Source organism: Sphingomonas larreae, from assembly GCF_051400595.1.
Lineage (GTDB): Bacteria > Pseudomonadota > Alphaproteobacteria > Sphingomonadales > Sphingomonadaceae > Sphingomonas.
In genome coordinates this window covers 175,473-188,942 of sequence record NZ_JBLFFI010000003.1, presented here as the reverse complement: position 1 = coordinate 188,942, position 13,470 = coordinate 175,473, and the positions used below count along the sequence as shown (strand labels likewise).

The 13,470-nt window shown below is 70.7% G+C and carries 14 protein-coding genes and 1 tRNA gene; 3 read left to right on the top strand and 12 right to left on the bottom strand.

The genetic code is table 11. The features are described 5' to 3' along the window. Nucleotides 1–88: 88 nt before the first annotated feature. The 3 genes from edd (at nt 89) to eda (ending at nt 3,585) form a co-directional block, all read left to right on the top strand. Complete coding sequence (edd, locus tag ACMGDM_RS12420) at nt 89–1,903, top strand: phosphogluconate dehydratase (RefSeq protein ID WP_436804433.1); 1,815 nt, start codon at nt 89–91, stop codon at nt 1,901–1,903. 111 nt (nt 1,904–2,014) lie between these two features. Further along, nucleotides 2,015–2,980 carry a glucokinase gene (gene glk, locus ACMGDM_RS12415; protein ID WP_436804432.1) on the top strand — a complete coding sequence of 322 codons (966 nt, stop codon included), beginning with the start codon at nt 2,015–2,017 and terminating at the stop codon, nt 2,978–2,980. Continuing rightward, nucleotides 2,980–3,585, top strand: a complete 606-nt coding sequence (gene eda, locus ACMGDM_RS12410; RefSeq protein WP_436804431.1) for a bifunctional 4-hydroxy-2-oxoglutarate aldolase/2-dehydro-3-deoxy-phosphogluconate aldolase — start codon at nt 2,980–2,982, stop codon at nt 3,583–3,585. The genes glk and eda overlap by 1 nt, the downstream gene beginning before the upstream one ends. A gap of 248 nt (nt 3,586–3,833) precedes the next feature. On the opposite strand, the gene ACMGDM_RS12405 is transcribed toward eda, so the two are convergent. The 12 genes from ACMGDM_RS12405 to ACMGDM_RS12350 form a co-directional block, all read right to left on the bottom strand. Beyond that, on the bottom strand, nt 3,834–4,886 hold the full coding sequence (locus ACMGDM_RS12405; protein WP_436804430.1) for a Glu/Leu/Phe/Val dehydrogenase family protein: 1,053 nt from the start codon (nt 4,884–4,886) through the stop codon (nt 3,834–3,836). A 94-nt stretch (nt 4,887–4,980) separates the two neighbouring features. After that, nucleotides 4,981–5,057 (bottom strand) — tRNA-His (locus ACMGDM_RS12400). Nucleotides 5,058–5,104: 47 nt separating this feature from the next. After that, the gene (gene gspN, locus ACMGDM_RS12395) at nt 5,105–5,824 is read right to left on the bottom strand and encodes a type II secretion system protein N (RefSeq protein ID WP_436804429.1); all 720 of its coding nucleotides are present in this window, start codon (nt 5,822–5,824) and stop codon (nt 5,105–5,107) included. After that, nucleotides 5,824–6,300, bottom strand: a complete 477-nt coding sequence (locus tag ACMGDM_RS12390; protein WP_436804428.1) for a type II secretion system protein M — start codon at nt 6,298–6,300, stop codon at nt 5,824–5,826. The genes gspN and ACMGDM_RS12390 overlap by 1 nt, the downstream gene beginning before the upstream one ends. Continuing rightward, nucleotides 6,297–7,382, bottom strand: a complete 1,086-nt coding sequence (gene gspL / locus ACMGDM_RS12385; RefSeq protein ID WP_436804427.1) for a type II secretion system protein GspL — start codon at nt 7,380–7,382, stop codon at nt 6,297–6,299. The genes ACMGDM_RS12390 and gspL overlap by 4 nt, the downstream gene beginning before the upstream one ends. Continuing rightward, nucleotides 7,379–8,341 carry a type II secretion system minor pseudopilin GspK gene (gspK, locus tag ACMGDM_RS12380; RefSeq protein ID WP_436804426.1) on the bottom strand — a complete coding sequence of 321 codons (963 nt, stop codon included), beginning with the start codon at nt 8,339–8,341 and terminating at the stop codon, nt 7,379–7,381. The genes gspL and gspK overlap by 4 nt, the downstream gene beginning before the upstream one ends. Continuing rightward, entirely contained in the window at nt 8,328–9,035 is a 708-nt protein-coding gene (gene gspJ / locus ACMGDM_RS12375) for a type II secretion system minor pseudopilin GspJ (protein ID WP_436804425.1), read from the bottom strand. The genes gspK and gspJ overlap by 14 nt, the downstream gene beginning before the upstream one ends. Further along, on the bottom strand, nt 9,032–9,421 hold the full coding sequence (gene gspI, locus ACMGDM_RS12370) for a type II secretion system minor pseudopilin GspI (RefSeq protein ID WP_436804424.1): 390 nt from the start codon (nt 9,419–9,421) through the stop codon (nt 9,032–9,034). The genes gspJ and gspI overlap by 4 nt, the downstream gene beginning before the upstream one ends. Further along, nucleotides 9,408–9,860, bottom strand: a complete 453-nt coding sequence (locus ACMGDM_RS12365) for a GspH/FimT family pseudopilin (protein WP_436804423.1) — start codon at nt 9,858–9,860, stop codon at nt 9,408–9,410. Before ACMGDM_RS12365 ends, gspI begins: the two co-directional genes overlap by 14 nt. Nucleotides 9,861–10,071: 211 nt before the next feature. After that, complete coding sequence (gspG, locus tag ACMGDM_RS12360; protein ID WP_436804422.1) at nt 10,072–10,512, bottom strand: type II secretion system major pseudopilin GspG; 441 nt, start codon at nt 10,510–10,512, stop codon at nt 10,072–10,074. A gap of 8 nt (nt 10,513–10,520) precedes the next feature. Beyond that, nucleotides 10,521–11,744 (bottom strand): type II secretion system inner membrane protein GspF, encoded by a 1,224-nt coding sequence (gene gspF, locus ACMGDM_RS12355; RefSeq protein WP_436804421.1) that lies wholly within the window; start codon nt 11,742–11,744, stop codon nt 10,521–10,523. Nucleotides 11,745–11,926: 182 nt separating this feature from the next. Beyond that, nucleotides 11,927–13,468, bottom strand: coding sequence for a GspE/PulE family protein (locus tag ACMGDM_RS12350; RefSeq protein WP_436804827.1), 1,542 nt, complete (start codon nt 13,466–13,468; stop codon nt 11,927–11,929). Nucleotides 13,469–13,470 lie beyond the last annotated feature (2 nt).

The window sequence follows — 13,470 nt, the reverse complement described above, 5'->3', positions numbered from 1 at the left end:
TTCCGACCTCGCGGGACTTGAGTGCGGCAGGGCCCTGCCGCACAACCGCGCCGCCGCGCGACGACCCGCCCGAGCCGAAGGTACCAGCATGAATCCAGCCGTCAGCGCCGTCACCGACCGGATCATCGAGCGCTCGCGCCCGACCCGCCGGGCGTATCTCTCGCTGATCGAGCGCGAACGCGACGGCTGGATCGGCCGCCCGCGACTCGGCTGCGCCAATCTCGCGCACGCTTATGCCGGCACGCCCGAGGACCGTGACGCGATGACGACGCGGCACGAGGCGATGAACATCGGCCTCGTCACCGCCTATAACGACATGCTCTCGGCGCATGCGGTCTATTACCGCTATCCCGAGCAGATGAAGGTGTGGGCGCGCGAGGTCGGCGCGACGGCGCAGGTGGCGGGCGGCGTGCCCGCGATGTGCGACGGCGTGACTCAGGGCTATGCCGGCATGGAGCTGTCGCTGTTCAGCCGCGACACGATCGCGCTCAGCACCGCGGTGGCGCTGAGCCACGGCACGTTCGAGGGCGCGGCGCTGCTCGGCATCTGCGACAAGATCGTGCCCGGCCTGCTGATGGGGGCGCTGCGCTTCGGCCACCTGCCGATGATCCTGATCCCGGGCGGCCCGATGCCCTCGGGCCTGCCCAACAAGGCCAAGGCGGCGGTACGCGAGCGTTTCGCCGAGGGCCAGGCGACGCGCGACGAGTTGCTCGACGCCGAAATCCAGGCCTATCACACGCAGGGCACCTGCACCTTCTACGGCACCGCCAACACCAATCAGATGATGATGGAGGTGATGGGCCTGCACATGCCGGGCGCCGCCTTCGTCAATCCCGGCACCAAACTGCGCCAGGAGCTGACCCGCGCCGCGGTCCACCGGCTCGCCGCCATCGGCGTGCACGGCGATGATTATCGCCCGCTCGGCGCGTGCGTCGATGAGAAAGCGATCGTCAACGCCGCGGTCGGGTTGCTCGCCACCGGCGGCTCGACCAACCACCTGCTTCACCTGCCAGCGATCGCGCGCGCGGCGGGGATCGTGATTGACTGGGAGGACTTCGACCGCCTCTCCGCCGCGGTGCCGACCGTCGCGCGGGTCTATCCCAACGGCTCGGCCGACGTGAACGCGTTCGAGGCGGCGGGCGGCATGCCCTTCGTGATCCGCGAGCTGATCGGCGCGGGCTATATTCACCGCGATCTGATGACCGTCGCCGGCGACGATCTCTCCGCCTACGGCGAGCGCCCGGTGATCGAGGGCGAGCAACTGACGTGGCAGCCGGTGCCGGCGAGCGGCGACGAGACGATCCTGCGCCCCGCCGACCGGCCGTTCTCGCCCGATGGCGGGATGCGCATCCTTCAGGGCAATATCGGTCGCGCCTGCATCAAGGTGTCCGCGGTCGAGCGTGACCGCTGGGTGGTCGAGGCGCCCGCGCGCGTGTTCGCCGACCAGCTCGAGGTGCTCGAGGCATTCCGCAACGGCGAACTCGAGCGCGACGTGGTCGTTGTGGTTCGCTTCCAGGGTCCGCGCGCGAACGGGATGCCCGAGCTGCACAAGCTCACCCCGCCGCTCGGCGTGCTGCAGAACCGCGGGTTCAAGGTGGCGCTGGTCACCGACGGGCGCATGTCGGGGGCGAGCGGCAAGGTGCCGTGCGCGATCCACTGCTCGCCCGAGGCGCTGGGCGGCGGCGCGATCGCACTGATCCGCGACGGCGACCTGATCCGCGTCGACGCCGAGGCCGGGACGCTCAGTGCGCTGGTCGACGCGGCGGAGTGGCAGGCGCGGACGCCCGCGGTCGCGCCGCCGCCGGCGAGCGGCATGGGCCGCGAGCTGTTCGGCATGTTTCGCGGTCTCGCCGACGAGGCCGAGCGAGGCGCGAGCGCGGTGTTGGCGGGCGCGGGCCTGTAGCCAGGACGTCACCTTCTCCCGCCGGGAGAGGGATGGAAGAGGGGCGCCACGCGGGAGCCGTTCGCGGCGACCATCGGCTCGGCCCTTTTCTCATGGGAGAGGGAGAAGACCATGCAGATCGTATCGGTGGACATCGGCGGCACGCACGCGCGCTTCGCCATTGCGGAGGTCGACGCGGGACGGGTGCAGTCGCTCGGCGAGCCGGTGACGCTCAAGACCGCCGAACATGCGAGCCTGCAGACCGCCTATGAAGCGTTCCGCGCGCGTCAGGGCGGCACGCTGCCCGCCGCCGCGGCGATCGCGGTCGCCTCGCCGATCACCGGCGACGTGATCCGGCTGACCAACAATCCCTGGGTGATCCGGCCGTCGCTGATCCCGGAGCGGCTCGGTGCGGAGCAGTGGACGATCATCAACGATTTCGGCGCGATCGGGCATGCGGTCGCGCAGCTGCCGGACGAGGATTTCGAGCATCTCTGCGGCCCGTCGACGCCGCTGCCGAGCGACGGCGTCACCACCGTCTGCGGTCCCGGCACGGGCCTCGGCGTCGCGCAGGTGCTCAAGCGCGACGGACGCTATTGGGTGCTGCCGACTGAGGGCGGGCACATGGACTATGCCCCGCTCGACGGCATCGAGGACGCCATCCTCAAGCGACTGCGCAAGACCTACACGCGCGTCTCCGCGGAGCGGATCGTCGCCGGCCCCGGAATCGTCGCGATCTACGAGACGCTCGCGGAGCTTGAGGGGCGCGCGGTGCTGCGCCGCGACGACAAGGCGATCTGGACCGAGGCGCTGGAAGGCACCGACTCGATCGCACTCGCCGCACTCGATCGCTTCTGCCTCGCGCTCGGCGCGGTGGCGGGCGACCTCGCGCTCGCGCAGGGCGCCATGGGCGTGGTGATCGCCGGCGGGCTCGGGCTGCGGATCAAGGACAAGCTGCTACGCTCGGGCTTCGATCAGCGCTTCGTGTCCAAGGGCCGGTTCCAATCGATGATGGCGGCGATCCCGGTCAAGCTCATCACCCATCCCCAGCCCGGCCTGTTCGGCGCCGCGGCGGCTTTCGCGCAGGAGCATCAATAATGAGCGATATCGAGACGGTCATGCGCACCAGCGCGGTCATCCCGGTGCTGGTGATCAAGGACGCCGCGCAGGCGCGCGGGTTGGCCGAGGCGCTGGTCGCCGGCGGGCTCAAGGTGCTGGAGGTCACGCTGCGTACTCCCGCCGCGCTCGACGCGATCCGCGCGATGAAGGAAGTGCCCGGCGCGATCGTCGGCGCTGGCACGGTGGTCACCGCCGAGCAGGTTGTGCAGGTGAAGGACGCGGGCGCCGAGTTCATCGTCTCCCCCGGCCTGTCGCAGAAGCTCGGCGAAACGATTCTAGCGAGCAATATTCCCTGGCTGCCCGGGGTTGCGACCGCGGGCGACATCATGCGCGGGCTCGACATGGGGCTGTCGCACTTCAAGTTCTTCCCGGCCGAAACGAGCGGCGGACTCAAGGCGCTCAAGGCGCTCGCGGCGCCTTTCTATCAGTGTCGCTTCTGCCCCACCGGCGGGATCACCGAGGCGAGCGCGCCCGACTGGCTCGCGTTTGACCCCGTCCTGTGCGTCGGTGGCAGCTGGGTGACCGAAGGCACGCTGCCCGAAATCGAGGCGCGCGCGCGGGCGGCGGCGGGGCTGGCGCGCTAGGTCGGTCTGTTAGTGCGGGTTCGCGCGAGTGGCGTTCGCAGTTATGGCCCGCACCCCTTCCGCCTTCATCCCGGACTTGGGCCGGAATCCACGCTGCCGCGTACTTACCGGCGCCTGATCAAACGGGCGGAGGAATGCCGGACCAAGTCCGGGATGACGCTGATGAAAGTGGCGAGGTCACGCCCTCCACCATCCCTTCCACGCCGCCGGATTATCGCACGTGCCAAATCCAGCGGCGCGGCCCGCCCTCACTCGCGACCGATCAGCCGCCGTGCGATCCGGTCCGCGACCTCGGCGGTGGGATCGCCCGTCGCGGCGGCCTCGTCCCACACCTGGTCGAGCCGACCCGGGATCTGCGCGATACGCGCCATCACCTCGGCCTCGTCGCCGTGGCCGAGATACTCGAGCCCGACATTGATGATCCCGCCGGCGTTGATGACGTAATCGGGCGCGTAGACCACGCCGGCGTCGTGCAGGCGCTGACCGTCCGCAGCGGTGGCGAGCTGGTTGTTCGCCCCGCCGGCCACGATCTTCGCCCTGAGCGTCGGGATGGACTGCTCAGTCAGGATAGCGCCGAGTGCATTGGGGCTGACGATGTCGACATCCGCGCTCAGGATCGCCTCGGGGGAGACCACCGCAGCGCCCAGCTCACCCGCGAGCCGCTCGGCGCGCGCCTGATCGACGTCGGCGAGCGTCAGCACCGCGCCGTCGCGCGCGAGAAGCTTGGCAAGACCGCCGCCCACCGAGCCGAGCCCCTGGATCGCCACCCGCACGCCGTTGACGTCGTCACTGCCGAGCCCGCGCTTCGCCGCAGCACGCACGCCGAGATAGACGCCATGCGCGGTGTACGGGCCGGGGTCACCGCCAGCGGCGCCCTGCGCCACGGGCAGCCCGGAGACGTAGCGCGTCTCCTCCGCGATCACCTTCATCCGCGCTTCGGACATGCCGACGTCCTCGGCAGTGACGTAACGACCGCCGAGCGACTCGACCGCGCGCCCGAAGGCGCGGAGCTGCGCCTCACTGATCGCCTCGCCCGGGCGCGACGCGAGCACGACGCCCTTGCCGCCGCCCAGCGCCAGCCCCGCCATGGCGTTCTTGTAGCTCATCCCGCGCGACAGCCGCAGCGCATCGGTAAGCGCGCGCGAATCGTCCGCATAATGCCAGAAGCGCACGCCACCGGCGGCTGGCCCGAGCGCGGTCGAATGGACCGCGATCACCGCCTTCAGTCCGGACGACGGATCGGCGAACAGGTGGAGCCCTTCATGGGCATCGAAATCGGGATAGTCCCACAACGAGGTCATCACGCCTCCGTCTCAGCGCAGCAGAATATTACCGCCATGCGCAATATTCATAGCTGAGCGACCGCGCCAGCCGTAAAATGACCCGGAGGGGAAATGGGGCGATCGACGGGACTTGAACCCGCGACCCTCGGTACCACAAACCGATGCTCTAACCAACTGAGCTACGATCGCCGCGAAGGCCGGTCCCTAGCGGGGCGCACCGCCCTTCGTCAAGGCGCTCAGAACCTACCTTCCACCGCAAAGGTACGCGCCGCGCCGTTGGCAACAAATCCGCCGGCGTCGAGCCGGGCGGCGACCGCCGGATCGCTCGGCACCAGCGTCAGCTCGGCGCGATAGCGGCCGTCCTGCCACAGGCGGAGATTGACGCCCTCGCCCGCCCCGCTGGTGAGCGGCAGCAACAGCGCGCCAGCATCGCATCGCGCCGCGCCGCTGATCGCGCCGGGCAGCGGCTGGCCGAGGAACTGGCCCGAGAGCGTGGCGCGGACGCGGCCCTCGGCCTGCTCGCACGCCGAATCGACGAACCGCACGGTCACGTCGTCGAGGTCGAGGGCGGTGACGGGTAGCGGCGCGAAGGCGTTGCCTGGTGCCACCGGCCCGCGCGCGCCGATCACCGCCGCCCGGTTGCGCGCGAGCTCGACCACGCCCGACAGCTGCCGTGACGGATCCTCGCCCGCGCCGGTCAGCGCGATCCGCGCGCGCCCGATCAGCAGCGCCAGCGGCGACACACCAGCGTCAAGGTCGCCGAGCGCGATATCGCCGAAGCGCGCTTCGACCAGCCGACCCGACCACAGGCTGCCGGTCACCTCACGCGCGGTAAAGCCCTGCGCGTCAAGCCCGGCCCAGCCCAGCGCCAGCCGCATCGGCAGGAAGGCGGCGATCGCCAGCGCGAACAGTGCAAGGAACAGGGCGCGCCGCCCGGTAGCGAGACGAATGCGCATCAATTCCCCCGCTGTCGCAACGTGAGCTGCGCGGTGACGCTGCCCCCGCCGCTGCCGCTGACGCTGAGCGAGTCGACGAGGACACCTTCCTGCTCGAGGCCCGCAATCCAGCGCATCAACGCGCCCGCCCGTGCGCTGGTGATGGAGGTGCGTATCTGATCGGGCGCGACCACGTCGAGCGAGGCGAGCGCAAAGCCCGCCGCGTCGGCGCGCGCGCGTACCACGTCGGCCAGCGACCCGCCCAGCGCGGTGGCGCCGCGGCGCTGGAGCGACTTGACCTGCAGCAGCCCGGTCTGCGCGGCGCCGAGCCGCACCACCGCGTCGGTGTAGCGCGCGCGCGACGAGGACAGACCGTTGCGCACGGGCAGGATAACACCCGCCCACACCAAGGTGACGACGAGCAGCGCCACCATTATCGCGATCAGCCGCCGCTCGCGCAGCGAGCGCGACTCGAACCAAGCCCGCGCCGCGTTCACGGACGCACCGTCATGTCGCCGGTGAGCCGGTTGTTGGCCTGTTGAAACACGCTCGACTCCACCGTGAAACCGGCGCCGGCGAGCCGCTGTTTGAGCGTGTTCGCCTGCGCCTCGCCGGGCAGCGACAAGGAGACCCGCAACGCGCCGTTCGGCTCGAACTGGAGCGCGGTCACCTCGCTCTCCGGAATGGCCTCGACGATGGCATAGACGGCCGCGGCGGTGCGCGTGAAGCCCTGCCCCGGCCCGCGCAGGCGGGTCAGCCGTTCGCCGAGCAGACGCGCCGAATCGCCCGTGTCCGCCCCGCGCGGCAGCGCCTGACGCGCTACCGCGTCCGCCTGCGCCTCGATCGCGTCGGCGCCGAGCGAATAACGGAGGATCCGCACCAGATCGATCGCGAGCGTCGCCAGCAGGATGCAACCGACCAGCAGCGCGAGCCGCCGCAGCAACGCCCAATCGACCGCCCGACGCCGCCGCCGCGCGAAGCGACCCTGACGCAGGTCGATCGCGGGCGCGGCGATCGCGGCCACCGCGGCGCGGTGCAGCACGTCGCGCGTGAGCGCGGTTGGACGTTCACCGCCGGTGATCAACTCGGTCAGGAGCGGCTCGTCGGCCCAGCCGCTATTCCGTCCGCGCACCACGCGCTGCCCGGGCAGCTCGGCACCGACATAGCCTTCCGCCGGCGCAGGCAGCAGCAGCGGCGCGGGCACGATCGCCGCCGGATCGATCCCGACACGCGCCAGCGACTCGATCCAGGCGGCCATGCGCGCGGGGGCGACCACCGCGATGGTGCGCTCACCGTCACGCTCGGCGCCCACCGCGACATGCAGCTCCTGCGCCGGCTCGGCGGTGGCGTCGCTCACCACGACGCGCGCCGCCGCCAGCGCCTGGGCCGGCGAGCGCGCCGGCAGCTCGGCCCAGTGCAGCGTCACCGCGTCGGCGGGTGCGACCGCGATCACCGGCTCGATCCCGTCGAGCGCGGGCATGCCCTCGCCCTCGCGTTCGATCCGATCGTCGCAAATCCGCCACCAGCGCCAGTCCTGGCCATCGGCGGGAGGGAGGAAGATGAGCGTGGCAGCGGTCATGGCGCATCTCCCCATTGCCGTGTCACGAGCCGCACGGGAAGGGTCCGCGCGTCGATCAGTCCCTGTTCGTGCAATTCGGCCGCGCCGAGCGTGACGTCGACGCGCAGCGCGAACCACGAAGTCTTGACGCTGGTCGACTGTGTCGCACCCAACTGGGACGCACCGCCACCCTGGGTCGCGAGCTGCGTCCACATCTCACCAACTCCGGACCAGCCCGTCGGCGGACGCCGCAGCAGCACGCCCTGCGCCGCCTCGATGCTGAGCGAGCCATTCATTAGCATCGCCAGCAGCGGCGCCTGTTCGGGCAGCAGCGTGTTGACGTTGAGCACGTTGCGCTCGGCCAGCGGCAGCGCGCAGAGGAAGGGACGCAGCACGCGATACGCTTCCGGGGTGACGCCGCGCACCGCGCGCAGCTCGCTGACGTCGGCCATCAGCACGCCCGCGGTGCGATAGCCACGATAGTCGCTGTCCTCCGCACCGCCGGGCAGCGGCGCGTCGTCGCTGTCGATCCAGTCGGCGGCGGCGGCGGCGATGCGATCGCCGTCCGGCACGCGCAGAAGACGCATCAGCGACTGGAATTGCTGCAGCGACTCGCCGTTGACGACATAGTCGCCGTCCGGGCCGCGGGTGGCGAGGCTGTTGAGGTTGAAACAGTTCGCCCCATCGGTGACGCGCGCGGTCGCGCTGCCACCCGGGATCGGCAGGCCGAACGGTCGCCCGCTCCACCCGCCGGTCAGCGCCACCCGATCGCGCGTCTGACTCAGCAGCGCGGTAACTCGCGTCGTCGCCAGCGTCTCCGCGGCATAGGCATAGCCACGCGCGGCATCGAGCGCGACCGCGTTCGCGGCGAGCCGGGTCGACAGGCGCAGCTTCTCCAGCGCGCTCGCCGCCATCACCGAGATCACCGCCACTAGCAGCAGCACGGTGAGCAGCGCGGCGCCGCGCTCATCGCGGCGCATCGACGCCTCCCGGCATCTGCACCGGCACCCCGCCGCCCCCCGACGCGCCGCCGTTCGTGCCTCCCGCGCCGTTCGTTCTCCCGGCCCCGCTCTCCTGAACCCGTCCTGCCCCAGTGCCGACAAAAAACAGCAGCCGGTAGGGCCGGGCATCGTCCCGCACCACGACGAGCTCCACCGCCTGCGGCAACGCGGCGCGCGGGTTACCCTGCCACGTATCGCTCCAGGCCCCGCGGTAGCGGAAGCGCAGTTGCACCGTGCGGACGCGATCGAGCAACAGCGCGGGAGGCAGCGGCGCGGCGCCGTCGAGCGCGGGATAGGCGACGCGCTCGAGGCCGTCGCCGGCAAGGCGATACTCCACCTTCTGCAGGTCGGCGCGCGGCGCCTGATCGGGATTGCTCCAGCCCGCACGGACGAGCCGCAACAGCGGGGTCGCGGTCGCATCGCCGCTGAAGGCGGGCAGCCGCACGCCGTTGACGTCCCGCGTGGTACGGTCCTGCGCCTGCGCCAGATCGGCGGTGAGGATCGCCGACAAACGGTTGAGCGCGCCGGTATCGTCGAGCGCCGTGGCACTGGCGCCCTGCGCGCGCACGCTGAACGCCAGCAACGCCACGCCCGCGGCGGCGATCATGCCGAAGATCATCAGCGCGATCATCACCTCGACGAGCGTGAAACCGGCGTCGCGACGCGCACTCATCCCGCAACGTCCACCGATAGTGCCGGTGCAGGCGGGCGCACCATCGTCATGCGCCCGAGCACCGCGCCGCTGGCATCGCTGACGCTCACGTCCACGCGCATCACGTCACCGTCGCCGAGCGGCTGCACCTCGCGCGTCCAGGTCCAGGCGCGACCGCCGTTCTGCTCCACCCCGCTGCTGCGCCCGCGCACCGGCGGCTGCGCGTCCGTTACCGCTTCGATCGCGACATTGCGCGCGACCGTCTGCGCGAGCAGTGTCGCGGCAACGACGCCGGTCGAGCGGATCGTCTGCCCCTCCAACCGCACCAGGGCGAGCGCGGCGAGGCTGAACACCGCCAGCGCCACCATGATTTCGATCAGCGTGAAGCCGCGCTCAGCCCGCGACATGCGCGCGCCCGTCAGACTCGATCACGACATCGGTGCGCGCGCCCTCGCGCGTCAGCGTCACCGTGAGCGGGTGATCCGCCAGGCCGGTGGTGTCGAAGATCACGCGCTCGCGCACCAGCCCTGCCGCGGCGGTGCCGGGGCGCCACTGCTCGACCTGAAGCGGCGTTTCCATCGGCGTCCAACGACCGCCGCGCCATTGATCGAAGCCATAGCCGGTAGGCGTGACCCACAGGCTGACCGGGCGCGACTCGATGATTGCGGCGTCGTGAGCGCTGCGTGCGCGCGCCGCGAAACGCGCTGCCTCGTCAGCCAGCCGCCCACGCGAGTCGGGCATCGCCAGCACCGCCGCGGCGGAAGCGAGCCCGATCACGGTGATGACGACCATGAGTTCGATCAGCGTAAAGCCGCTGGTGGTATGCAGAGGCTGATAGCGGTGCACGCCCGCTGGTCCCGCCGCGATTCTTCCCCCCTGCTCCGCCGTCTTCCCGGACTCGTTCCGGGATCCACCATGCCGCAGCAGCCACAGCTCCGGGCCTCGAGTGGATACCTGACCAAGTTCGGAATGTCGGAGGAGTGTGAGAACGACGCGGGACTCCATCGCACGCCGGACACCGTGCGCCCGGCGTCGCGCTTCCCGCGCCGGCCGGCGCCTATTGCCAGGAGCCGATGTCGGCATCGATCCCCTCGCCGCCATCCTTGCCGTCGGCACCGAGCGTCCACACGTCCGCGGCGCCGTGCTGCCCGGGCGACGCGTAGAGATAGTCGCGGCCCCACGGGTCCTTGGGCAGCTTCTTGACATAGCCGCCGGCCTGGTAGCGCGCCGCGTCCGCGCCGGCTGGCGCGGTCACCAGGGCCTGCAAGCCCTGCGTCGTCGAGGGATAGGTACCCAGCTGGAGCCGATAGAGTTCGAGCCCCTGCTCGATCGTCGCAATGTCCGCCTTGGCCTTCTGAATCCGCGCGGTGTCGCCCGAGGGCAGCACGTTGAGCGCGACGATCGTCGCGAGCAGGCCGATGATCACGATCACCACCATCAGCTCGACGAGGGTGAAGCCGTTCTTCTTCTTGCGACGCTGCGTCTGTTCGTTGTGCATCAAGGGTCTCACTGGCCGGCCAAGGTGTTGAGCTGGAGGATCGGGAGCAGGATGGACAGCACGATCGTGGCAACGATCGCGCCCATCACGACGATGATCAACGGTTCGAGCAGCGACAGCGCGGTGGCGGTGAAGCGGTCGAACTCGCGCTCGAGATAGTCGGCGGCGCGCTCGAGCATCTCGTCAAGCCGCCCCGCCGCCTCGCCGCTCGCGGCAAGATACACGAGCAGCGGCGGGAACACGCCGGTGCGGCGCATCGCCGTGGAGAGGCTGCCGCCGCCGCGGATCGCTTCGGTAATCTCGTCCGACGCCGCCTTGAGCCGGCGGTTGTGGATCGTCCCGGCGGTCAGTGCCAATCCTTCGAGCAGCGGCAAGCGGCTTGCCACCATCGTAGAGAGCGTGCGCGCGATCCGCGCCGCATGGAGGTCGCGCAACAGCCGCCCGATCAGCGGCACGCGCAGCAGCCAGGTGTCGAAGGCGAGTCGGATCGGTGGCTGGCGCAGCGCCAGCACCGCACCGCCGACGCCCGCGACCACGATCAGCAGCAATAGCCACCACCAGCCGACCAGCAGGTCCGACAGCGCGATGATCAAGCGCGTGAGCAACGGCAGTTCCTGGCCGACGGTGTCGAACTGCTCGACGACCTGAGGCACGACGAAGGTCATCAGCGCGATCACCACGCTGAACGCCACCGCCGACAGCACGCTGGGATAGGCCATAGCGGTCAGCAGCTTGCCGCGGATCTCCGCCTGGCGCTCGAGCAGGGTGGAGAGTCGCTCCATGATCTCGGGCAGCGTCCCAGAGCTCTCACCCGCGGCGACCATCGCGCGGTAGAGCGGCGGGAAGCTCTTCGGCTCGCGCGCCATCGCGTCGGCGAGACGCCGGCCCTCGACCACACCGGCGTGGACGGTCTGGACGATCGCGCGGACCCGCTCCTGCTCCGTCTGGCGCGTGATCGTGCGAAGCGATTCCTCCAGCGGCGAGACGCGGTTCAGCGTGGCGAGCTGGCGCGTGAACAATGTCAGCTGCTTGCCCGACATCTTGGCACGGCCGAGCTCGAGCCCGAACAATGGGCGCTGCCGCGTCGCGGGCGCGCTGCCCGGGTCGATGCGCACGACGTAGAGGCGGCGGCGATCGAGCGCGGCACGCGCCGCGGCGACGTCCGCGGCGGTGACATGCCCGCGGGTCTCGTTGCCGCGCGTGTCGATCGCCAAATAGTCGAAGTCAGCCACGGCGGCACGCCCGACGAGAGCGACAGGCGGGTCGGGCGTGCTCCACCTTCGCCGCACCGTCATCCCCGTGCGAGCGGGGATCCATATACGGTGACGGCGCGGCTCTATGACGAAGCCCCGCGCGTCTGAATCCCCGCTTTCGCGGGGATGACCGACAGAGCGCGAGGGAGCGACTCATCGGATCACGCATTGGTGATGGCCACCTCGGCGGCGTCGGCGTTCTCGCTGCGCGACACGCGCACCGCCTCTTCCGCGGTGGTCTGGCCATTCTCGACCAGCCGGCGCGCCGCGGTCGCGAGCGTATCGCTTTGCGCGAAGGCATGTCGCGCGATCGCGTCCTCGTCGCCGCCCTCGTTGATCATGCGGCGCACGACCGCATCGACTCGCACCGCCTCGAACACGCCGATGCGGCCGCGGAAACCGGTGCGGTTGCACTGCTCGCAGCCGACCGACTCGTACACGGTCGCGCCGGGATCGACGCCGAGCAGCGGCGCTACCGTGTCGCCCGCGCGCACCGCGTGGCGACAGTTGGTGCACAACCGCCGCACCAGCCGCTGCGCGATCACTGCCCGCAGCGTCGAGGCGAGCAGGAACGGCTCCACCTTCATGTCGCGCATGCGCGTGATCGCGCCGACCGCGTCGTTGGTGTGGACGGTGGAGAGCACGAGGTGCCCGGTGAGCGAGGCCTGCACCGCGATCTCCGCGGTCTCGCGGTCGCGGATCTCGCCGACCATTACCACGTCGGGGTCCTGGCGCAGGATCGCGCGCAGCCCGGCTGCGAAGGTGAGCCCGACCTTGCTGTTCACCTGCGTCTGGCCGACGCCCTCGACCGCATATTCGACCGGATCCTCGACCGTCAGGATGTTGCGGCTGCCGTCGTTGAGCAGGCGCAGCGCGCCGTAGAGCGTCGTCGTCTTGCCGCTGCCGGTCGGCCCGGTGACCAGCACGATGCCATTGGGCTCGGCGATCACCTCCCGCAGCAAAGCGTACATCGGCGCGGTCATCCCGAGCGCATCGAGATCGATCCCGGCATTCTCCTTGTCGAGGATGCGCAGCACCACCCGCTCGCCGGCGCGGCTGGGCAGCGTCGAGACGCGCACGTCCAGCAACTTGCCGCCAAGCGTCAGCCCCATACGCCCGTCCTGCGGCACGCGCCGCTCGGCGATGTCGAGCCGCGCCATCACCTTGATCCGGCTCACCACCACCGGCGCGACATGCGGCGGCATGCGCAGCGTCTCGCGCAGCACGCCGTCGATCCGCATGCGCACCACCAGGCCGGTCTCGTACGGCTCGATATGGATGTCGGACACGCCATTGCGCGCGGCGTCGGCGATGATGCCGTTGATCAGCCGGATTGCGGGGGCGTCGTCGGCGGTGTCGAGCAGGTCCTCCGCGGTCGGCAGCCCCTCGGCGAGCAGATCGAGCTCGTCGCCCATGCCCACCGCGGCCGCGGCGGTGGCCTGGCCGTCCATCGCATAATTGTCGCTGAGCAGCCGGTCGAAGGCCGCGACCGGCACCACCGCGACATCGAACGCGCGCCCGAGCACGCGGCGCACCTCGATCAGCGCGCGCGGATCGGCCCCCTCGCGCAGCGCCACCTGCGGCGTGCCCACCGTTCCACCTTGGTCGAGCACCACCCCGAACTTCCGCGCGAACGAATAGGGCAGCGCCACCGGCGGCAGCACCGCGGGCGGCACCGTCACGCCCTCGCCCGGCGGCGACAACG